The following is a 24,244-nucleotide window of genomic DNA, read 5'->3' on the forward strand; positions in this document are numbered from 1 at the left end:
AAAGAGTCATCTGTCTTATGCGGATGACTCTCTTTTTCAGTGAAATAAAAAGCTTTTCTTTCTTTCAAATCTGAATAAAATAAAAGTTGTGCAGCCATATGGGCTGTGAGAAGATCATATACATGATGTGAAACGTACATGAAGTGAAAGGAGCGATACGCATGTTTTGGACGATTGAATGGGATACTGTCTTAAAATTAGCCGTGGCCACCTTAATCGGGCTGATCATCGGTCTAGAACGCGAGCTAAAGAAAAAGCCGCTCGGCTTAAAAACGTGTATTGTCATTGCTGTCAGCTCCTGCGTATTAACCATCATCAGCATTGATGCAGCCTACAATTTCCCTCGAGTCTCTAAGCTTCAAATGGACCCACTCAGGTTACCGGCGCAAATTATATCTGGTGTTGGTTTTATTGGAGCAGGTGTGATTCTTCGAAAAAGCAATGATGTCATCTCAGGTCTCACGACTTCCGCAATGATCTGGGGAGCAGCAGGACTTGGGGTTGCAACAGGTGCAGGTTTTTATAAAGAAGCCTTCCTCAGTCTTTTCTTTATTTTGATCAGTGTCGAATTTTTACCATGGCTCTTTCAGCGGATCGGACCGATTCGTCTGCAGGAAAAAGAAATCCGCATCAGAATGTCACTTTCTGATCGAAACCGGATGACAGACATTTTAAAAGAAATGAAAGCACTCAATATTCGCATTCATTCTGTTCGAATTGATGATTTAAAAGAAAAGGACTATCCGATCATGGAAGTACGCGTTCGTGTGCATAAAGATCGGTATACAACCGATGTGTACTTTGATATTAAAGATCTAGAAGGCGTTGTTGGCGTGAAGTGTGATACGGTGTAAATGGTGATGAGACAAAAGTCTCGTCACCTTTTTTTATGGGATAAGGGGTTGATCCATCGCTAACATTCAAATAAAATACAAATTATGAAATAAATGATAAAAGGGGATTTCTCATGGGCTCAATGGATCGTAAAAATCGCATTTTTCTCTTTTCTGGTATTCTGGCCGTACTCACACTAGCTGTCATCTTCACCTCACATTATGTCACTCCCACATCAACGAATGCAGCAGACAAAAAACAAACGAAAGTACCAAAAAATATCATCTTTATCGTTGGCGATGGGATGGGGATGCCCGTGATCAAAGCCTACCGTACGTTCAAGCAGGAAAAACATTCTTCTTCAAAAGAACAAATCGTCTGGGACCCATATTTAGTCGGGATGCAGACGACACACCCAGATGATCCTCGAGATAATATTACTGATTCAGCTGCCGCAGCGACAGCCATGGCAACCGGGAAAAAAACATACAATGATGCTATCGCCGTCAATCATGAAACAGAGCCTCTTAGAAGCATCGTTGAAGCAGCAAAGGAAGCACGAATGAGAACGGCCTTTGTCGTCTCATCTGATATCACCGATGCAACACCGGCTGCTTTTGGCACACATAACGTCTCCCGCAAAAACAAAGATCAAATTGCAGACCACTTCTTTGATGAGAAAATAGGCGGAGAGCACAAAGTCGATATTCTTCTCGGAGGCGGAATGCAATATTTTGACCGCAAAGACCGTGACCTTGTTCAAGAATTTAAAAAGAGCGGGTATTCCATTCTGCGATCGAAAGGTGATTTAACATCTCAATCATCAGCAAAAATGCTCGGTTTATTTCAGGAGGACGAGCTAGATCGAGCCATCGACCGCCCAAAGCATGTGCCTACTTTAAAAGACATGACGCAGGCAGCGCTGACCCAATTAAATCAGGACAATCAGCATGGCTTTTTTATGCTGCTTGAAGGCAGTACCATTGATTCTGCTGGACATGAAAATGATGTTGTCGGTGCAATGAGTGAGATGGAGGATTTTGAGAAAGCGGTCCAAGTGGCTCTTCAATTCGCTAAAAAAGATCAAGAAACCCTCGTCGTCATCACAGCAGATCATGCGACTGGCGGCTTTTCATTTGGCGCAGATGGTATGACAAGTGAGACCGGCTATAAATGGGACCCAGCACCCATCCTAGCTGCAAAAAAAACCCCTGTGTATATGGCAAAGAAAATCGCAGGCGGCCAATCTGTACGTGATGTCCTTCATACCTACATTGATGTCTCACTCACAGCAGAAGAAATCTCACAGGTAGAAAAAGCGGCACAATCAGGGAAGGCCAGTTCGATCCAACTCAGCATTCAACGTATCTTTGATCAGCGTTCTTTCACAGGCTGGACAACCTTTGCCCATACAGGTGAGGATGTCCCTGTCTATGCATACGGGCCAGGTAAAGCAGCATTTCAGGGCTGGATTGATAATACAAAGCAAGGAAAAAACCTGTTTCAAATGATTGAATCGCCATCCACATATCGCCCATAAAAAATAATCCCCGCCTCAACACTAGGCGGGGATGTTCGTTTTAAGATTGACTTAGCTTTGTAAAGTCAAACGTCGTAATAGGTGCTGCTTGCTCAATATCGGAGCGGAAGCCAGCGAGCATAGCCTTCTCTTCTTCTCCGAGGGTGGCCAAATCAAAGGCTTGATGCAGCAAACCATAGATCAGCATGTGACGTAAGCGAAGGAAGTCAGGAATGTAGGCGAGCCACTCATCCCCAAGTTCATTCTCTTCACGATAGCCTTTAAGGAAATGCTTCATAAAGTTCCCTGCAAAAGCAGCTTTGTCTTCGTATGGAATCACTGGGTACCACAAGACATTGTATAGCAAAATGCTGATGTCGTTCATAAACCAGTTGTACCCAATATCATCGAAATCAAAGGTTGTGATTTTCCCTTGATCCCAGTGGAAGTTTCCATGATGCAAATCCGCATGAACCAATCCGTACGTATCCTGATTTTTCGGGAGCTTTGCCAGCTTTTCCATTAACCGATCCGCTTGTTCGAACACAAGCGTTTGATCTGCTGGTACATATTTTCGTAGCTTAAGCTGCTCCTCTTCATCCCACTCTTGTCTTTTATAACGTGGGTCTGACAGCTGATAGCTTTTTGTCAGCTTATGCATGCGGCCTGTATATTGTCCAAGGGCATAAAATAATTCATCGTTCCAGTCTGCCTCTTCAACTTTTCGGCCTGGTGCTTTTTCATAGACTCGAAGCAAAAATGCACCGCCTTGCCCATCGTCTACTTGCTCGATATCACGGCCATTTAATGAAGCAATTGGTTTCGCAACCGAAAGACCGCCCTTCGCTAAGTGATGCAGCCATTCCATTTCACCTAAAATATAATCAGGTGATCTGCGGATGGTATGAGTAATTTTTAAAATGAAAGACTCTCCGTCCTTTTTCATTTCATACACATAGTTTTCTGCATCTGCGATAAAGTGGATGTCACTTCGCTGGACCCCGTATAAATGAGTTGCCTCATCTAAAATTTTCGATTCTTCATATATGGCTTTTACATCTTTATGCATGCTGATTCTCCCTCTTCATATATTTTGCTAATTCGCGAATGGTGTGTTTTTCAGCAAAATTCAAATCATCAACATACCAACCCTTCTTTTCAATCTCTACTTCCATTTTGACAGCAAGTAAAGAATTTCCTCCTAAATCGAAAAAGTCGTTGTCAATTCCTACTTTTTCCACATGAAGAATGTCACACCAAATGTCTAAAAGTAACGCCTCTCGTTCATTGGTTGGCTGTGCGTAAAGTCCACCATCCTGCGTATGTTCCGTCTTTAATAATGAACGTAGACCTTCTTCGTCATGCACCTTTAGAGCTTTCACATAGCCGCTGTGCAATGTTTGATCTGTTTGAACCGTTTCCCATGTATAAGCTTCAGAAGCGGGATGACTTGCTGCCTCCATCGTGTGACCCTCTATTTCTCCAGCCGAGTGCTGACGAGATGACAGCTGATTGACGATTTGAATGTGATCACTTAATGAACCGATTTCTTCCACTTTTATTCGATATGTTTGCTGCCCCTCAATCTCCTGCACCTGATGCTCTTCCATAAATGACTTAAATAGCTGATTACGTCCAGTAGATGCATACGTAAATTCAATGATCGAAAGTTGGTGCTGATGACTGTATTCAGCGAGCCATGTCAGACATTTTTGCTCAATGCCTTTCCCTAGAGCGCGGCAGCTCAGCATCCATGCATCAATTTTCAAAGTTTCATTCGCATGATGTGCCAAGATGGCGCCTACAATCCCTTCATGACTGAAGCGATCCGCTGCCTCAATGATCCAGCCTTGAACATGCTCATTCTCCATCCGCTCTCTCAGCTGCTGTTCATCAAAGCGCTGATCATTTAAACGGAATTGGTTAATGCGACTGCTCATCTGAGCCACGCGGGCAAGGTGCTGCTCTCCCCATTCTGTTACGCTCATGTTCAAATTCAAATCTTGTAAAAATTGCTCCATTGATGGCGACTCTGCTTGCTCTTTTTGACGTGCTTTTTCAGCCTTGTAGCTCGTTGTCCGCTCTCTATCCTCATCTGTAACATTATAGCGGTCAAATGCCCAAGCATGCTCGGCAAATAACGGAATGGCTTTTTCATTGGCAGGTAACAGCAGTGTCATCACTTCAGGTAGCTCTTCATTCATACGCAAGCACTGTGCTGGGTCATCATCTAAGAAAATAAACTGAGATAATGAAAGGTTCAGTGAATCTGCCATCTCTTTTAGATGGACCGGTTTACTTTCCCAATTGATCCGCCAGTCGACAATATCCTCTTTTTGCAAAATCATATCCGGATGGTTTTCAAACACACGCCACACATCTTCTTCATTGTTCCTGCTACTTAGAACAAGCAGCATCCCCTCTTGTTTCTTTTGTTTTAAAAAGCGCTGGAGCGTTTGATGTTCTTTCGTGATGTCGATGCCTTCCACGCAGTCTTCTGAAACGACACCTCTCCAAAGTGTATGATCGCAGTCAATGGCCGCTACTTTAAATGGTGCAACTTGCCATGCAACAATCTCTCTCGCGACTTTTGTACCAATTGCTCCAAAAAAGGCTTCAGTGAATGGGAGATGCGCGGCTTGCTCTCCTTGTTCGTCAAACAACTCTTCAATCTGATATTGCTGAGCAAGCTGACGGCAGTCGATCAGCTGAACGCCGCTCATCTCAGATAACTGGGCGATCCACTCTTGTTCCACGTCTTGCAGGGTGTCTTTAAGAGCAGCATTCATCGGCAAAATGCCAACAAAATATAGGTTATGTTTCGTTTTTAATTTCAGAACGTTTGCGAGTTCTTCTGCATGTTCTGAGGCCAGCTTTTTCTTTTCTTCATGTGATAGATGCGCTGGACCCGTGATATCCTCCAAACGAACGAGTAGAAGATTGGCTCCATTTTTCTTCTGTGAGATGAGGCTACGTTCATTTAATAATTCCTGATAGACCTGCCCATACGGTGCAAATTGAACATCGAGTTGCACATCAAACTGCTTGGTCCAGTAATGAATGTACGGAGCGATTGGATCTGCCGTAAACGTTGAGCTGACTGTCAGCACAAGTGGTGCTTTTTTCTCTGCACGTTCTCTTTTCTCTTTTGCCGCTCGTTCTTCTTCCTCTGAAAGTACGGCGAAATCTTTAAGCAATTGATCAGGTGCTTGAACAGCCTGTTCGACCAAGTGCTGGAAGTGTTTCACGAAAGCTTGCATCGTCTCATGTTCAAACAGAGCAAGATTGTATTGAAGAACACACTTTAACTCTCCTGTTACCTCTCTGACAACATCCATTTTCATATCGAGCTTGGAAATTCCCTTAGCAAACTCATGCGTTTCAAAGGTCAGTCCATCAGCTTCAATTTTAATATTCGGATCGTACTCATTATGATAAATGAGCATCGTATCAAAAAATGGATTGCGATGCGGTCTTGTTTTTGGATTCAGATGCTCGACCATTTGGTCAAATGGATATTCTTGATGATCATATGCATCAAGCAGGACTTGCTTTGTTTGAGCCAATTGCTCAGTAAAGGAAGCCTCTTGTACCATGTCTAGTTTAATTGGCAGGAAGTTCGTAAACATGCCAATTGTATGTTCAATATCGGCGTGACGTCTGCCAGCAACAAGTGAACCGACAATCAGCTCCTCCTGATCGGCATAGCGTGAGAGCAGCAGGCCATATAGCTGGAACAAGATGACATTGTTTGTCAGCTGATATCGTTCAGCGAGCTGTTCAATTTTTTCGACGATGTGCGGTTCAATGTTAAATTTGATCGCTCTTCCTAAGAAGGATTGTTCCTTCCGTTCAAAATCATATGGCATCGTTAAGGTTGGAACGTTTGAGCCAACTTGCTCCTTCCAATAATCCTGTTGCTTTTGAAACATCTCGCTGCGGAAATACTTGTCCTGCCATTCTGCATAATCCTTATATTGAACAGTAAGTTCAGGTAAGGCTTCCCCGCGATAAAGCTCAGTAAATTCTTTAATAAAGATGTTCATGCTCGCACCATCAGCCACAATATTATGCATATCGACTAATAAGAGATGGTCATCTGCTGCGATTTTCACAAAACGCACACGGATCAATGGTGCAGCCTTTAAGTCAAATGGGCGAATGAATTCATCGATTTGTGCGTCTAATTCCTCTTCCTTAGCCTCTGTCATTTCAACAGCAAACTGGAATTCATCATGGACCCGCTGAACGGGTTCTCCATCTTTTAATTCAAAGGTCGTTCGCAAGGTTTCATGACGATCAATTAATTGCTTGAAGGTCTGCTCAAATCGATCGACGTCGATTTCACCTTTACATCTCAGTGCCATTGGCATGTTGTACGAGGTCACTTGACCAATACGCTGATGAATAAGGAACGTCCGTCTTTGAGCGGCAGATAATGGATACGTGTCTTTCTGTTCCACCGGTTCAATTTTGAAATATTGATGCTTCTCTGCCTTTTCAATGAATGCTTGGAGCTTTTCAATCGTCGGATTGTTGAACATATCTGTGAGCGTTAGCTCTACACCAAATTCTTTGTGAATTTGAGAAATGAGGCCGGTCGCATTTAATGAATGTCCGCCAAGCTCAAAGAAATGATCGTCCTTTTCCACCTTTTCGATTCCTAAAATGTCTTTCCACATCCGCTGTAATGTTGCTTCAATATCACTCGCTGCAGCGGCTTGGCCTTGATTGTTTTCTTCTATTTCTTGTCCCTTGTTTTCCTTAGGCACCACCATTTGCACACCTGAAGACGAAGAGAGTGCTGATGTATCTACCTTTTCGATCCAGTATCTTTGTCGTTCAAACGGATAGGTTGGCAAAGATACTTTTTGAATTGATTTGTGTTGTCTTAATTTTGTCCAGTCAACCGGCACTCCTTGAAGCCAGATGTCACCCAGTCTACTCAACAAATAGCGATCGTCTGCTGCCTCTTCTTTCGGGTGACGCATCAATGGAATCGGTTGCTGATGGTGTTCCTTAGAGGCTTGGCGAATAAAGGCACTTAACGTATTCCCTGGTCCGACTTCAATGAAAATTGGATCAAGCTCCGTTAATAATGTCTCTGCCCCGTCACGGAAACGGACCGCTTGTCGCAAGTGATCAGCCCAGTATGCTGGATCTTGTACTGTCTCATTTTCAATCCACGTACCCGTGACGTTAGAAATATACGGGATAGATGGTGCATTCAGTCGATACTCTGCTAATTTTTCTTTGAATGATGGCAGGATGGCATCCATCATTTTGGAATGGAAGGCATGGGAGGTGTGAAGCTTTCTACACCCATGTCCAGCAGCCTCTAGCTTCTCAGCGAGTGCATCAATGGCTGCTGTCTCACCTGACACCACACATAACTCAGGACCATTTACTGCTGCGAGTGAAAGATCGTCTGTCAAATATGGCAGCACCTTCTGTTCACTCAACGGAACACTCAGCATAGAGCCTTTCGGAAGCTGGCTAATGAGTTGTCCACGATAAGACACGAGATCTATCGCATCTTCTACAGATAGTAAACCAGACACAGCAGCAGCTGTGTATTCTCCGATACTGTGACCGATCATCGCCTGCGGCTTTATCCCAAAATGAATCAACAATTTAGCCAAAGCATATTCAATACTAAACAGGAGCGGCTGCGTATATTCTGTTTGGTTGATCAGCTGACGGTCATCACTTGCTTCTGTTGAAAATAAAATGGTGAATGGGTCAACTGAAACATGCTGTTTGAATTGATCCAAGCATTGATCCAACGCTTCCTTAAAGACTGGATACTTATCATAAAGCTGACGCCCCATTTCCACATACTGAGATCCTTGGCCCGGGAAAAGAAAGACGACAGGCCGGCTCGATGTTTGAGAACTGGCCGTCTTGACTACCTCTTTTGACCTTTGATTCAGCGCCTGTAACATGTCAGCTATGTCACTTCCAAGAATCACACGCTTATGCGGGAAATGATGGCGTCCTGTTTGGAGCGTATAGGCGATATCCGCTAAACGGACATGCTGCTGATGCTGAAGTAAATAGTCGGCAAGGCGGTCCGTCATTTTCTCAAGGGCTGCTGGTGTTTTTGCAGATAATAAAAGAAGTTCACTGTCATCTGTGTTATCTGGTGCTACACTTGTATTCGGTGCTTCTTCTAAAATGACATGGGCGTTTGTTCCACCAATCCCAAATGAGCTTACACCTGCCCGGCGAGGAGTTGCCTGCTCACCCCATGGCGTCAAGTCTGTGTTCACAACGAAAGGCGAATTGGCAAATTCAATTTTTTCATTCGGCGTTTCAAAATGAATCGTCGGCGGAATCACTTGATGCTTTAAGCTTAAAACGGTTTTAATAAAGCCCGCGACACCTGATGCATCATTCAAATGACCAACATTCGATTTGACAGAACCAATGCGGCAAAAGCCTTTTTTATCTGTATCAAATGCTTGCTTGAGTGCTTCAATTTCGATCGGGTCTCCGAGCGTTGTTCCAGTTCCATGTGCTTCAATGTAAGAAATACTTTCAGGTTCGACCTCTGCCATTCGAAGTGCTGTCTTAATGGCTGATACTTGACCTTTCGTACTCGGCGCTGTATATCCTACTTTTCTATTTCCGTCATTATTAATGGATGACCCTTTAATGACAGCATAGATGTGATCACCGTCTTCAATGGCATCCTCTAAATTTTTTAAAATAACGGCTCCTGCACCATCACCAAAAACGGTTCCATCGGCTTTGTTATCAAAGACGCGGCAATGTCCGTCAGATGAATGGATCATGCCTTCTTGATAGAGATAGCCCGATTTTTGCGGCAGACGAATAGACACGCCGCCTGCAACAGCCATATGACAGTCTCCGCTTAATAAAGCCTGAACAGCTAAGTGAATCGACACCATAGAGGTCGAGCAGGCGGTTTGCACCACCATACTCGGTCCCTTCAGATTTAATTTATACGAAATCATCGTCGCCAAATAGTCACGCATATTGAGAACAGCGGCTTCCAGTGTTTTCGAGTCCTCACCCTGAGCCGCCCCTTGAAGAGCTCTCATGACCCATTCTGTATTGATTCCTGCACCTGTATAGAGGCCAATTTGACCTTTATATTCAAACGGATCGTACCCAGCATCCTCAAGCGCCGTCCAAACACATTCATGAAACAGTCTGAACTGCGGGTCCATCATAGCCGCTTCCTTTGGTGTATAGTCAAAGAAATCCGCATCAAATAAATCAACGTCATCAAGCATCCCTTTCGCTTTCACAAACCGGGGGTTTTTCAATAAGGCTTCATCTGTACCTTCACGCCGTAATTCTTCCTCTGTAAAAAAGGAGATTGCTTCCTTCCCCTTTTTCAGATTCTCCCAGTATTCTTCTACGTTTTTGGCACCTGGAAAACGACCTGCAAGACCGATAACAGCAATTTCTGCGCCATGATAGTGATTCGTTGTATCATTCATTCTCGATTCCGCCTCTCAATCTTTTATTCCGTTGCTGTTTAAAACGAGCTCTTCGATCACCTGATGTGACGACGGCTAGTTCTTCTTCCATCGATTCTTCCTTCGATTCATCAGAAGGCTTAATATATTTCGCAAGCTCTGCGACAGATGGGTACGTAAACAAGGTAACAACCGCTTCATTTGTTTGAAGTGCCTGATTTAATCGGTTGGTGACCTGAACGATATCTAACGAACTTGCGCCAAGATCAAAGAAGTTGTCGTGAATGCCCACTTGTTCCATGCCCATAAAGTCCTGCCACACTTGACAGATCGCTTTTTCAGTTTCATTTCGAGGAGCCACATACGGATTGCTCAGCTCTGGCCTTTCGTGCTTAGACACCTCATATGAATCCTCACTCTCTGCAACCTTCGACTCTAGTGACAGCCATTGATCTATCCGTTCATCAAGATTTCCTGTGGACACGAGCATGTGACGATTCTGTCGATTAGAAAGAACATATTGGAACAGCTCAGCACCCTCTTCTGGTAAAATCGCAAGCTCATTAATCGATTCACCAATGGTCGATTCTAGCTCACCCCAGAAATTCCACGCATCCCAGTTCACACACATCCATGGGGTTTGACTATTTTGATTGAGTCTAGCTGCAAATGCATCCATATATAAGTTAGCCGCTGAGTAAGCAGAGAATCCTAAGCCCCCAAGCAATGCACTAATGGATGAAAAGAGGAGACAAAAATCCGCTTGCTCTTGAGCTAGCAACTGCTCTAGCACATCGAGCCCTTTCACCTTTGATTGGAATTGATCCTCTCCCTGCGCAAGTGTAGAAGGTATATCTTTGATCGCTCGGAAGGATGTACTCCCTGGTAATCCTGCCGCATGGAACACACCATGAACGCCGCCATGTTTTTTATGAATGGTCTCAAATACATGCTTCATTTGATCAAGCTCTCCCGCATTCGCCTGCACCGCTTCAACTGTTGCACCTAATCGTTCGAGCTCGAGTACTTTCTCAATTCTCGTACGCTGCGCTTCATCCGCATTTTCTTGATGAGCATATGACGCCCATTCGTCTCTTGGCGGCAATGCTGTTCTTCCTGTTAAATAAAGATGCACATTTCCTTCTTTCGCCAGCATCTTTGATAGGACAAAACCGATGCCTCCTAAACCGCCCGTGATGAGATACACGCCATTTGGTCTGATCATCTTCGGAAGGCCCTCTTCTTTTTGCAGTGGCATACGTTTGTAGCTCTGCACCCAGCGTTGACGATTGCGATACGCCACAAGCTGATCCTTTCCAGGCTGCATGATTTCCTGCACAATGAGATCGACAAGTGCTTGTTCCTTCCAAGACATCACGTCTGGCACGTCTTCCACATCGATATTCCAGCATTTGATATGGTGGTATTCCTGTGAAATGACTTTACACGGTCCAAGCATTGCACTTTTCTCTGCACAAATCGTCTCATGCCCTGTGACTGGCTGAATCCCGCTAGTGACAGTAAACAGACGGCATTCTCGAATATTTTTTTGTGCCGCAATGGTTTGAGATAAGAAAATTAAACTGTAATAGCCTTTTTCAATGTGCGCCTGAAAAGCGTTTTGACGACTCGCGATGTCATCTTCTTTCGCAGCTTCCCATAAATGCAGAATACGAGTGATATTGACACCTCTATTAGACAATGAATCTAGCATGTTTCGATAATGCTGGCCTTCTGCCGGGTTGATCGTAAACGATTGACCTTTCTCTTGGTAAGCTTCACCCTTTGTGACAGAAATGGCCTTGATTCCTTGTTGATTGAAAGATTGTATAAACAGTTCATGAAAGGCATCCTGTTCCCTGAAAATGAGCCATGTTTGTTCTTCTGTTTCTTTTTCGAAAACTGGATCTAGCGGCTGCTGCTCCCAAGAAGGCAGATAGAACCATTCTCCCATCTCTTTCTTCTTCGTTTCCTTTGGAACTAATAGCTGCGGAGAAGCGGGCTTTCCTGCTTCAATCCAATATCGTTTACGCTCGAATGGATAGGTTGGCAGAGAGACAAGCTGACGCTCCTCTTGAGTTGGACTTGGCTGCGTCTTGACCTCGTAGCCGCCTGCCCATAGCTCACCTATTCGTTTTAAGAAATACGCATGATCATCCGCTTGCTCCCTTGCATGTCTCACCATATTCAGCACATCATGATGAGGCTCTTTGTTTTCATGACGTTTCGCTAATGCCGTCATGCTATTTCCAGGTCCTACCTCAATGAGAGCTCGTACTTCATCGGTGAATAGCTGAGACAAGCCATCATGAAAATGAACGGTTCCACGAAGGTGATTTGTCCAATAAGATGCTGTCTTTACCTCTTCACTTGTCGCCCAAGTGCCTGTCACATTGGAGATGAACGGAATTGTCGGCTCATGCAATTCCACCTGCTCTACGAATTGATGAAATGCCTCCAGCATCGGTTCCATCATGTACGAATGAAAGGCATGGGAAGTATGAAGCTGTCTTGTGACAATCCCTTTGTCTTGCAGCTTCTTTTCAAAGGCGGTAATATGCTCTTCCTTCCCAGAGACAACACAAAGGTCTTTTGCATTGACAGCAGCAATGGAAAGCGATTCATCGATCATCGAGGCAAGCTCTGCCTCCGGTAATTGCACACTAAGCATGGCGCCTTTTTCCATGCCTTGCATCAATCTGCCTCTTGCCATAACGAGTGTTAATGCAGACTCCAGTGAGAAGACACCTGACAAGCAAGCGGCAACGTATTCACCAATACTGTGTCCAATCATCGATTCCGGCTCAATGCCGCTATGCTGCAGTAATTTCGCTAATGCATACTCAAATATGAAGAGAAGCGGCTGTGCATTTGACGTTTTTGTGATGTCTTGGTTTGTTTCATCCTCTGAAAAAACAATGGCCTTTAAATCAACTTGTTCTGTTTCCATTACATATTTGAAGCATCTGTCTACTTCCCATTTAAACACTGGCTCTGCTTCGTATAATCCGCGCATCATGCCAGCATATTGAGCGCCTTGACCCGAGAACATAAATGTAGCTTTACGCCATTTTTTGCTTCGGAACACACTGGTTTCAAGTTGTTTTTGTTGCAGCCATTCATCAGCAGACGAGAGCACGATGGCTTTTCGGTACGGAAATTGCTTTCTACCATAGCGCAATGTATAAGCAATATCTTCAAGCGGAACTTGAGGATGCTGTGTCACATATTGCTTTAATTGATCCGTCATTGCCGCTAAAGCAGTATCCGTTTTTGCAGATAGGACAAGCAGCTGGTTTTGCTTAGAAGCTGGCTTCTGCTTCGCCAGTATTCCTTCTTCTATGATCATATGGGCGTTCGTTCCGCCGATACCGAAAGAACTGACCCCCGCTCTTCTCGGCTCATCTGATTCCTTCCAGTAGAGCGCCTTTTGATTCACATAAAACGGTGTATCTTTGAAAGGAATATCCTCATTTGGTGACTCATAATGAATGGTCGGCGGGATCGTTTTATGTTGTATAGCCAAAATGGCTTTAAACAGACCTGCAATCCCTGCCGCACTATTTAAGTGTCCGACGTTACTTTTGACAGAACCGATTGGAATAGTCAGCGGCTCTGTTCCTTTAAACACTTGGCAAAGGGCAGATACCTCGATTGGATCACCCATTTTTGTCCCCGTTCCATGCGCTTCTAAATAACCGATGGAAGCTGGATCTATACCTGATTTTTCATACGTTTCTTTTAGAACCTCTGCCTGTCCTTCCACACTCGGTGCGGTAAAGCCAGCTTTTCGGTTGCCATCATTGTTCACTCCAACCCCTTTGATAACAGCATGAATCGGGTTGCCGTCTCTGATGGCATCTTCGTAACGTTTTAACAGAACAATCCCCGCTCCATCTCCGAAAATGGTTCCGCTCGCCTCTTGGTCAAACGGACGGCAATGCCCATCTTTTGATTGAATCATCCCATCTTGATAGATATAGCCGATATTTTCTGGAGAGCTGACCGTCACACCACCAGCAAGCGCTGCATCACATTCTTGATTCAATAATGCTTGACAGGCCATGCCAATATTGACAAGTGAGGTCGAACAAGCTGTCTGCATGGTCACACTAGGTCCGTGTAAATTCAATTTATAAGAAAGCTGCGTACTAAAGAACTCACGATCATTTAACAGCATCGCACTGAATTGCTCTGTTGCTTCCATTTGATGTGCAAAGCGCGTCAGCCATTCATGATTTGGGCTTGTTCCTGTATAAACGCCAATTTTCCCAGCCATTCTGTCAGGGTCACAGCCAGCATCCTCCAGCGCCTCCCAAGCACATTCATGCAAAAGTCTGAACTGCGGATCCATCAGCTCTGCCTCTCTAGCAGAATAGTTGAAGAAGTCTGCATCAAAGCCCTCGATATCTTGTAAACGGCCTTTTGCTCCGATAAAATTCGGATGCTGATAAACAGACGCATCCAGCCCTGCTTTCTTGAGCTCTTCTTCTGTGAAAAAGTGAATCATTTCCTCGCCATTCACAAGACGCTGCCAAAAGTCTTCTAGCGACGACGTCCCTGGGAACCTTCCTGCCATTCCGACAATTGCAATATCTGTATATTCAGGTGAGGCGATCTTTGCTGGGAGAGAAGCAGGTGTTTGTTCACGTTCTGTCTGTTCTTCAAACAAATATTCAGAAAGGCTTGCCACTGTGGCAAAACGATACAATTGAACGGTGTCTATTTTTTGATCCATTCGCTCAGATATTTTCGCTGCAAGCTGGGATATATCAAGAGATGTCGCACCAAATTCAAAAAATGGTGATTCATCGTCTATTTGATCAAACCCAAAATGAGTTTGAACAATGTCATGAATGTCTTTTTGTAAAGAAGCGAGCGATGTAAATACACGCTTTTCCTCTTGTGGTTTTTGCGGTTCAATGGCTGCCACCGGTTTTGTTTGTGCAGAGAAGTCTTTTTTATGAAATGGATATCCAGGGAGCGGAATACGCTGCCTGTTCTTCTCCTCTGTTAAAGGAAAAGCTAAGTCGACCCCCATTTCCCAAAGAACACCTGCGATTTGAAGAATGTCTCCATCAAGTGGTTCGGCTGTTTTTTCTGCTCCTTTTTCAACTACCATGCCTTGTTTCATTGAAAGATCGATGATCAAGGCTGTTGATTCCTGCTCATTCAAGAATGACTTTACAGTCTGGTTCTTATCAAGGAAACGCTTTGCAGACGATGGTTGGAAAGTGGTCAGTTCCTCACCCGTCTGTTGAATGTAAACAGGCTGATGCAGTGTTTTTTGATGCAGAGTAGAAAGCCATTGATCCACCGTTTGAGTGTCATGAAGGTGATACACAATGGATGCCGCTTCTGTCAGCTCAAGACCGCCTGCTGCACATAAAGCTGTCCACACCCCGCTTCCTTCTCCAATCCATACGTCTGGTTCAATTCCGAGTGCCTTCAGCTGATAGGCAAAAGCCGATGTCATGATCAGCATAGCCACTTCTGCTTGACCGCTTTGTTTTGAATGGAATAGCTCGTCTTTTTTTATAGGTAACACGGATTGGACGAGACTCACTGACCGATCCACTTCTGTCTTGAAGGAATGATCTTTCTCATACAGCTTGATGTACTCACGTAAGCCTGTCTCATGATAGCCAGTCAACCTCATGCTCATCCGTTTGAAAAGAGCACTTTCTCTGCCAAATGGATCTTCATTTAGAACTTGCAGTTTCTCCAGTAATTCATCGCGCGTTGAGCAGACAAACGTTTTTCGGTATTGGAAGGCTCTTCTTCCACTTTGTAAGGTGTAAGCTGCTTGACCAAGTGAGAGTTCATGATGTGAGGAAACATATTCCTTCAGGTTTTTTGTCATACTCTTCATGTCATGCTTTGATCTGGCTGACAGAACGATTAATTCTTTTGACGAGGCCGAGCTGTTTGCTTTTCTCGGCTTTGCCTCTTCTAAGATGACATGGGCATTTGCACCACCTATGCCAAAGGCGCTGATCCCAGCTCTCCTTGGCAAATGAGACGCCTTCCACTCTTCTTTATCCGTCCCAACATAAAATGGGGTTTGATCAAATGGAATACGGTGATTCGGCTTATCAAAGTGCGGCATTGGAACAAATTGACGATGATGCAGCATCATGACTGTTTTGATAAACCCAGCCACGCCGCTTGCGGCATCTAAATGACCGATATTGGCTTTGACTGATCCAATCCGGCAAAAGCCTTGTTGATCTGTTTGAAAAGCACGAGTGAGCGCTTCAATCTCTATCGGATCCCCAACTGGCGTACCCGTTCCATGTGCTTCGATATAAGAAATCGTCTCTGGTTCTGTCTCAGCCATTTCTAAAGCAGATTCAATGACGCTTGCCTGACCACTGACACTTGGAGCCGTATAGCCGACTTTATTGCTTCCATCATTGTTCGTTGCAGACCCTTTCACGACGGCATAAATAAAATCTCCGTCTTCTATCGCATCTTTTAATCGTTTTAGCGCCACAACGCCTGCACCTTCTCCAAAAATGGTCCCTTTTGCTTTCTCATCAAATGGTCGGCAATGGCCATCGGGAGAATAAATCATTCCTTCTTGGTATTGATACCCTGTGATCTGCGGCTGATGGAGTGTGACACCGCCAGCTAACGCAAGATCACATTCTCCACCGATTAATCCTTGGCATGCCATATGGATAGCAACAAGCGACGTGGAGCAAGCCGTTTGGACGGATACGCTTGGACCTTTTAGATTTAATTTATAGGCAACCCGAGAAGCGAAGGACGGGTCATTGAGATGCATGATTTGAAACACATCTTCGTTCTTTCCAAGTGACGACATATGCTGCCCCATCCACGATAGATTGCTAGATGCGCCAGCATAAAGGCCAATTAACCCATCGTATTGCTCCGGATCATAGCCAGCGTCTTCTAACGCATGCCATGTACATTCATGCATCAATCGAATTTGCGGATCCATGATCGAAGCCTCTCGCGGAGTATAGCCAAAGAAGTCAGCATCAAATGATGCCGCATCTTGTAAATATGGCTTGGCCTTCACATAATCAGGATGCTTTAGCAGCGCTTCATCTACACCCGCTGCCTTTAATTCCTCATCAGTGAAAAACGTAACGGATTCCTTTCCTTGCGATACATTTTCCCAAAACGTTTGGACATCCGGTGCTCCGGGAAACGTACCTGCTAATCCTACTACTGCAATTTCAAGTCCAGATTCGGTCCATTGCTCTTGATCAGACATACGCTACATTTCTCCCATCTATTTTCGTTTTAATCTCTGTTTACGGCGATTTTTCCCTTCAGCCATTGCTTGTTTACGTAAATTAGATGATTCAGTGACAGCTTGCTTTTCTTCTTTTACACCATGTATTTTCTTCAGTTCGGCAGCCAATGACGCGATGGTTGGATGGCTGTACATCATGACTACCGGAACCTCGATGCCGTATACCGATTTGATATGACCACTCATCTGCAATAAATCAAGAGACGTCGCACCCATTTCAAAGAAATTCTCATTCACATCCGGTTCATGCTTAAAAAAGGAGCTAAGCAGATCACTCAATGATGCTTCTAGACGTTCATCTATGATCTGTGATATCTCTTGAGACGGCTCATCCTCTAGCTGTACAGGGGTTAAGCGATGTTTGATTCTCTCCCCCATATCTCGAACGGATACAAGAATTTGCGGATAATCTAGACGTAGCACTTCTTGAAAGGCCTTTATTCCTTGTTCTGGAGAAATTCCTGCCTGCTCCTCAAGTGCCATCATGTCATTGACTTTGGCAGCCAATGCCGAATCGTGTGCCATACCGACTTTCTCCCAGCGATCCCAATTCAAAGAAATAACCGGCTTCCCTTCCTGCCTTTTAGCATGAGCAAAGCTGTCCATAAAAGCATTTGAAGCCGCATAAGCCACTTGTCCAGCCGCTCCAAGAAAGGATACAAGGGATGAACAAAGCAAGAAGAAATCGAGCGTTTCATCCTTGAGTGCTTCTCCCAGCAAATAGGTCCCGTTGATTTTTGCCTGACACATGCGAATCTCATCGTCTGCTGTTCTTGCTTGAATGATCTTCCCATCTGCCTCTCCTGCCGCGTGAATGACGCCATGTAAACCACCAAATGCCGTATGAGCCAGCTGAATTGCTTTCTGCACTGCACATTCATCTGACACATCACCGTGTACAACTTGTACATCAGCCCCTAATTCTTCAAGAGCTAGTAGCTTTTTCACGGCCTCAGCTTCTTTCCCCTCCGCATCACGCAGTTTATGCCATTCAGAGCGTTCACGTATTTGTGATCGGCTCATGAGCACAAGTTTTGCTTGATACGTTTCTGCTAAATGTTTAGCTAGTGTGAAGCCAATGCCGCCCATACCGCCAGTGATGAGATAAACGCCATTAGACCTGATTGAATGCTTGGACGACTTCTCTTTTCTTAACGGTGTGCTTGAAGCTTTTCGAACCCAGCGGCTGCTCCCGCGATACGCCACGACCTGTTCTTGATCGTGCATCGCTACCTCATATGAAAGAAATAGTGGCCAATTCGCCTTAGTATCCTGACATAGATCAATGTGCTGACACTCTATGTGCTGATATTCTTGAGGAATGGTCAGTGCTAGTCCTGTTAATGTTGCTTGATGGGGATCGACTTTCTCTATGCCGATGACATCATGCACTTGGCTCGTCACGAGATGAAGACGCATGTTTGTGTTATGGTATTTGCTGATCAGCCTGACGAGATCGAGCACAGATAAGTAGTTTGGCTTGTTTTCGATATCCTCCGTCAGTTCATCATGCATCCAGATGATCTCTTCAGGGATAAATCTAGATTGCTGTAATTCAGCCATGATCCACTCTAAATGTGACAGTATATGAACGTCAGCCTTCATCAGCTGGTCATTTTCTTTGATCGTATGATCGCTTTGACATACGCTGACAACCTGCGCATGCCGTCCTTTCAAATAGGCGCCAATATGACCATCTTTCTCAAAAACCAACACACGTTTCCCGTGATGATGCTGCTCTTTTAGTACAGGTGAAGAGCGCTCCCACACCGGAATGTAAAACCAGTCTTGAAAATCAGCTAAGTGATTCTCCTCCTGTCCTGATGGTGTTAAAGCGGTCATCATCTGGTCCGCTTTGAACTGCGGCGAGGGGAATATTTGATGCTCAAATGGATATGTTGGCAGTGAGACTCGATATGGGGTCTCCTCTTTTCTAACAGCGCTCCAGTTCGGCTCCACTCCGAAACTCCACAGCTTCCCTATGGCCTTTTGCATATATTCATCATCAGCTGCTTGCTCTTTTGGATGTCGCACCAATGAAACAGCAGCTGCTTTATCCACATCATAGCGATCGTGGCGTCTCACGAATTGAGTCAATGTATGACCTGGCCCCAATTCAATGAAGACCACCTCTCCAAGTCCAAGTAGCGTCTCTATTCCTTGACTAAATAAAACAGGCTGTCTAATATGAGATGCCCAGTAATCAGGTGATGCTGCTTGCTCATGGGTTAACCAGCTCCCTGTCACATTGGAAACAATCGGTATCTCGCCTTGCTGATAGGCGATCTCAGAGAGTACTTCCTTAAACTGATCGGCCGCTTCAGCCATCATACTCGTATGAAAGGCGTGAGAGGTTTTCAGCTTTTGGACAGAAGCACCGCTTTTCTCAGCTTGTTCGATATATACCTGTAAACGGTCTGTAGGACCGGAAACAACGGATAATTGTGAGCTATTCACAGCAGATAGCTCGACACCTTCTGGAAGTTCATGTTTAATCTCCTCGGCAGGAAGTGTCACACCGGCCATATCACCTGGAGGCATCTTTTGCATCAAATTGCCTCTTTTTAAAACGATCCGGATTGCATCTTCAAGATGGATGATACCGGCCACACAGGCTGCCGTGATTTCTCCAATACTATGACCGATGAAATAATGCGGGCGTATGCCTAGTCCCATCAGCTTCGATGCGAGTGCATACTCAAAACTAAACAAGATGATTTGTGTATAAGACGTTTGCTGCATGAGTTGTTCTGCTTCAATGAAGTCTGCTTCGGTTATTGGATATAATACTTTCTCGATCTCAACACCTGCCAAGGATAAAATGATGGCAAAACATTTTTGAAGCGTTTGTTTAAATACAGGGTCGTTCTCATATAAATCCTTGCCCATATTGACATACTGAGCACCTTGACCAGAGAACATCCAAACGATCGCAGGCTGCTGAAAGGCCTTTTGAGGCTGTCCAGCTGACTGGAATGTGCGATCGGGGCTTGCAAGAAATGCTTGTCGATAAGGAAAATGCTTTCGCCCCTCCTGCATCGTAAACGCAGCATGGGATAGCGGCACGTCCTTTTGTTCTTTTAAATAGGAAGTGATTTGCTCAGCAGACGTTTGAACCGCTTGTTTCGACCTTGCTGATATCACCATGAGTTCGTGATCCTTGTCTACTGACGGCTTTTCAGCTGTAGGCGCCTCTTCCATGATGAGATGTACATTCGTACCACCGACTCCGAATGAACTGACCCCAGCACGCAGTGGCTGCTCTCGTTTCTTCCATGGTACGGGTGTTGTATTCACATAAAACGGGCTTGATTCAAAATCAATTTTTGGATTCGGTCTTTCATAATGAAGACTAGGTGGCAGCGTCTGATGATACAGACTAAGCGTCGTTTTGATAAAACCGGCAATTCCTGCCGCTGAATCAAGATGACCGATATTGGTTTTCACAGACCCGATGGCACAAAACTGTTTTTTATCCGTTTGAAAGGCTTGATTCAGTGATTCAATTTCAACTGGATCTCCAAGGGTCGTACCTGTGCCATGTGCTTCGATATAAGAAATGCTCTCGGCTTCTACACGACTGATCTTGAGCGCCTTTTTAATAATTTCACTTTGCCCTTCTATACTTGGTGCTGTGTAACCAACCTTTCGCCCACCATCATTGTTATACGCTGACCCTTTAATCACCCCATAGATGTGATCCTTATCCTTTAGTGCCTGCTTTAATGATTTGAGCACAACAACTCCACAGCCCTCGCCGCCAACTGTTCCTTTTGCCTGTTCATCAAAGGCTCGGCAGTGTCCATCAGGGGACATGATCATGCCTTCTTGATACATGTATCCTTTTTTGTGTGGAGTCGTGATGGTGACGCCGCCAGCGAGTGCCATTTTACATTCACCAGTGAGAAGGGAGCGTGCCGCCAAATGAACTGCAACCAAAGAGGAGGAACAAGCTGTATCAACAGCCACACTTGGTCCCTTCAAATTCAATTTATAGGACACCTTTGTGTTCATAAAATCTTTATCTGTTAATTGAACAGCCGCAAATTGCTCAGATGAGTTATTCGTTCTCATCAGCATGGAAGCAGCCTGCCAATATAAATTGGCAGAAGCAGCACCAAATAAACCGATCGGCTCCTGATAGGTTTCAGGGTTATAGCCTGCATCTTCAAGGGATTCCCACGCCACCTCATGAAACATGCGGATTTGCGGGTCCATTACTTCTGCCTCACGCTGTGAATAACCAAAGAAATCCGCATCAAAGTGATCATGCTGATCTACTGCTCCTTTGGCACGTACATATTGCTCATGATCCAGTGCTTCTTGTTCAACCCCCGCCTCGAGCAATTCTTCCTTAGAAAAAAACGTAATGGACTCTCTACCATTTGCAAGGTTATCCCAAAAGCTACGAATATTCTTCGCTCCCGGAAAACGGCAGGCCATACCAACCACCGCAACCTCTAATCCTGTTAACTTACTCATCTATCATCCCGCCTAACAGTTGTGCGGCACTTTCTAAGTCATCCGCTTCATTTTCTCCATCAGCTTCTATTTGTTTATCTTGTCCTGCTGATTTGTTTTTTAATTGGGCTGCTATTTGTGAAACAGTTGTATATTGGAACAGCTCCATCACTGTCAGCTCCTGCTGAAATTCTTCTTTCACTTTATTGGACAGCTCAACGATATTAAAAGAGTTCCCACCCAAATCGAAAAACGGTTCATCTAATCGAATGTGAGAAGCAGGGACTTGTAGAATAGAAGCGAAAATGCGAACAAGCTTCTGCTCTGTTTCATTGTGTGCTTGAATAGCCACTCGCTCTTGCCCGGCTGGCAACTGATCTTCTGGATTCGGCAGTGCTTGAATATCTAATTTTCCTGATAGATTTAAAGGAAATTGCTCTACTTGAATCAAATGCCTTGGCACCATATACCCTGGTAATCTCCCACTTAGAGATTGACGAAGTACACGCTGATCTATGACTTGATTTGCCATCAAATATGCGCAAATGTATTGGTCCTGCTCCGTCGTCTCCTTAGGGATCACAATGACATCTTGGATTAGTCCTTGCATATTCGGATCATCAAGAATAGCTCTGCGGATCTCCTCCAGCTCAATTCGATACCCTCTGATTTTTACTTGGTTGTCGTTCCTTTTGGCAAATTCCAAGACCCCATCAAACCGCCATCTTGCAAGGTCCCCCGTACCGTATAACACCCCGCTGCTCAACTCTGGTTTTTTGATAAATTTCTCCTTGCTCAGATCAGGATGATTGATGTACCCACGCCCTACACCATCGCCTGAGATATACAGTTCACCAAAGACACCAATCGGAACTGGCTCCCCTTGCCCGTCACATATGAAGATGCGCTCATTTGGCATCGGCTTCCCAATAGGAATGACCTGTTCATCCCAGTTATGTGGAATCAAAAAGGATGACGATTGAACAGTACATTCAGTAGGCCCATATGCATTAATCATGATGGGTTTTTCACTTGATAGATGCTGTAAAAATTGATCCATCAGTTCTTTTGTAAATACTTCTCCGCCTACAAGCAGCATGTTCAAAGCAGGCAGATCCTGTTTCGATTGCCCTGCTGCCTTGTTCATCAGCTTTAAATGAGAGGGTGTCACATCTGACAGCTGAATGTGGTTTTCTTGATAAAAATTCCACAATGCATGCCCATCCATACGGACTTCATCTTTGGCAATATGCAGCGTATGTCCGAGCAACAATGTTGGAAACAACGTTTGAACAGACGCATCAAAAATATGTGAAGCCAGCATCCCTACTTGCACATCATCTGGAAGCAGATCAAAAAAGCGTGTTTTCATTCCGTACACCAAATTAATGACATGACGATGTTCAATGACGACCCCTTTCGGATGCCCTGTCGTTCCTGATGTATACAGAACATAAGCCATATCCGAAGGCGAAATAGACCAAGTCAGGTCCTCATTTATTTCCGATTCATGAAGCATGTCTTGAATGACATGAACCTCGACATCCAATCCTTCATGTCCGGCTGCATCCGATACAATCGCTGTAGCGCCACTGTTTTTGAGCATATACCGAATTCTTTCAATCGGCAGATGAACATCAATTGGTAAATAAGCATAGCCAGCCTTTAAGATGCCTAGAATGGCAATCACAAGTTCAGCAGACCGATACATTCTGAGACCGACTGGGGTCTCCCGTATCATCTGACTTTGAGAGAGTCTAAGCGCAATGCGATCCGATAAATGGTCAACCTCTTCATATGTATAGGAGGTGGTGCCGAACAAAACGGCCGTTCGTGCTGGATGCAATTGGACTTGCTGTTGAAATAAAGACACAATATCACGATCCACTGGATAAGCGAGCGACTCCCCTTGAAACGCATCAAACAACTGACTTTTTTCTATGTCAGATAGAAATGAGTGTGTGCTCATCGCTTGTTCAGGCGCCTTGAGCAATTGCTCTGTGAGTGTCATGAAATGTTTGGAAAACTGCTCCATCATTTGATCGTCATAAATGGAAGCATCCCAGTGGACTTCGGTATGCAGCTGATCTTGTGCTTTCTTCCAAACAATAAGCACATCAACATTTAAATGCTTTCGGTCAGCCTGTCCATGCAATGTCTCAAACGCACATGCCAGATTGACACGCTCCTTGCCGTCACCTAATGAATGCCAAAGTTCCTCCATTAAAATATGAACAGGATAGTTTTGATGACGCACTGCCTCCTGAAACGATCGTTTCACTGCATCTAACCCTGCGCTGAAGCTCATATGAGGATCAAACTCTGCCTTGAGTGGCAGCATATGATTAATGGCAGATTGATTGGCGGACTGTTCCATTGTAGGAACAGTCACCATCAACTCAGTTTTTCCGCTGTAACGTTGCAGCAAGCCAAAAGCAGCTGTGGTCAGCACGATAAACATCCGCAAATCAGAATCTCCACATAATTGCTTTAACGAATGGTTCACAGCCACCGGGAAGGACGAATGAAGCGATCGGTTCATTGCAGCAGGCTTGGCTTGTGAAACCGTATGGGGAATGCGACCATCCAGCTGGACACCTGATAAAATAGATGTCCAGTAGGCTCTTTCCTTCACCTTTTCCTTCGCCGCTGCTTTCAGTTGAAAATCATCATGTTCAATCACTCTTCCAT

General features: G+C 44.7%; 7 protein-coding genes. 2 read left to right on the forward strand and 5 right to left on the reverse strand.

Annotation, left to right across the window (positions count from 1 at the left end; genetic code table 11):
• The first annotated feature begins 161 nt into the window (after nucleotides 1-161).
• Both C6W18_RS15555 and C6W18_RS15560 read left to right on the forward strand, forming a co-directional pair.
• Complete coding sequence (locus tag C6W18_RS15555; protein WP_024424547.1) at nucleotides 162-854, forward strand: MgtC/SapB family protein; 693 nt, start codon at nucleotides 162-164, stop codon at nucleotides 852-854.
• Nucleotides 855-967: 113 nt separating this feature from the next.
• A complete protein-coding gene (locus C6W18_RS15560) occupies nucleotides 968-2,374 on the forward strand; it encodes an alkaline phosphatase (protein ID WP_105928159.1) in 1,407 nt (468 codons plus the stop codon).
• A 40-nt stretch (nucleotides 2,375-2,414) separates the two neighbouring features.
• Here C6W18_RS15560 and C6W18_RS15565 read toward each other — a convergent pair whose 3' ends face one another.
• The 5 genes from C6W18_RS15565 to C6W18_RS15585 are packed head-to-tail and all read right to left on the reverse strand — an operon-like array spanning nucleotide 2,415 to nucleotide 24,236.
• On the reverse strand, nucleotides 2,415-3,422 hold the full coding sequence (locus C6W18_RS15565) for a phosphotransferase enzyme family protein (RefSeq protein ID WP_105928160.1): 1,008 nt from the start codon (nucleotides 3,420-3,422) through the stop codon (nucleotides 2,415-2,417).
• Nucleotides 3,415-9,825: a type I polyketide synthase gene (locus tag C6W18_RS15570; protein ID WP_105928161.1), complete on the reverse strand. Its 6,411-nt coding sequence runs from the start codon at nucleotides 9,823-9,825 to the stop codon at nucleotides 3,415-3,417. Before C6W18_RS15570 ends, C6W18_RS15565 begins: the two co-directional genes overlap by 8 nt.
• Nucleotides 9,818-17,050, reverse strand: a complete 7,233-nt coding sequence (locus tag C6W18_RS15575) for a type I polyketide synthase (protein ID WP_105928162.1) — start codon at nucleotides 17,048-17,050, stop codon at nucleotides 9,818-9,820. The genes C6W18_RS15570 and C6W18_RS15575 overlap by 8 nt, the downstream gene beginning before the upstream one ends.
• 18 nt (nucleotides 17,051-17,068) lie before the next feature.
• The gene (locus C6W18_RS15580; RefSeq protein WP_105928163.1) at nucleotides 17,069-21,574 is read right to left on the reverse strand and encodes a type I polyketide synthase; all 4,506 of its coding nucleotides are present in this window, start codon (nucleotides 21,572-21,574) and stop codon (nucleotides 17,069-17,071) included.
• A complete protein-coding gene (locus C6W18_RS15585) occupies nucleotides 21,567-24,236 on the reverse strand; it encodes a non-ribosomal peptide synthetase (protein WP_105928164.1) in 2,670 nt (889 codons plus the stop codon). Before C6W18_RS15585 ends, C6W18_RS15580 begins: the two co-directional genes overlap by 8 nt.
• Nucleotides 24,237-24,244: the final 8 nt, after the last annotated feature.

The sequence above is a fragment of the Bacillus sp. LLTC93 genome (assembly GCF_002993125.1).
GTDB classification, from domain to species: domain Bacteria; phylum Bacillota; class Bacilli; order Bacillales; family Bacillaceae; genus Bacillus; species Bacillus zhangzhouensis.

Excerpts from the sequence above, each read along its gene's own strand:
- C6W18_RS15555 (WP_024424547.1), top strand. The coding sequence starts at position 162 with ATGTTTTGGACGATTGAATGGGATACTGTCTTAAAATTAGCCGTGGCC.
- C6W18_RS15560 (WP_105928159.1), top strand. The coding sequence starts at position 968 with ATGGGCTCAATGGATCGTAAAAATCGCATTTTTCTCTTTTCTGGTATT.
- C6W18_RS15565 (WP_105928160.1), bottom strand. The coding sequence starts at position 3,422 with ATGCATAAAGATGTAAAAGCCATATATGAAGAATCGAAAATTTTAGAT.
- C6W18_RS15570 (WP_105928161.1), bottom strand. The coding sequence starts at position 9,825 with ATGAATGATACAACGAATCACTATCATGGCGCAGAAATTGCTGTTATC.
- C6W18_RS15575 (WP_105928162.1), bottom strand. The coding sequence starts at position 17,050 with ATGTCTGATCAAGAGCAATGGACCGAATCTGGACTTGAAATTGCAGTA.
- C6W18_RS15580 (WP_105928163.1), bottom strand. The coding sequence starts at position 21,574 with ATGAGTAAGTTAACAGGATTAGAGGTTGCGGTGGTTGGTATGGCCTGC.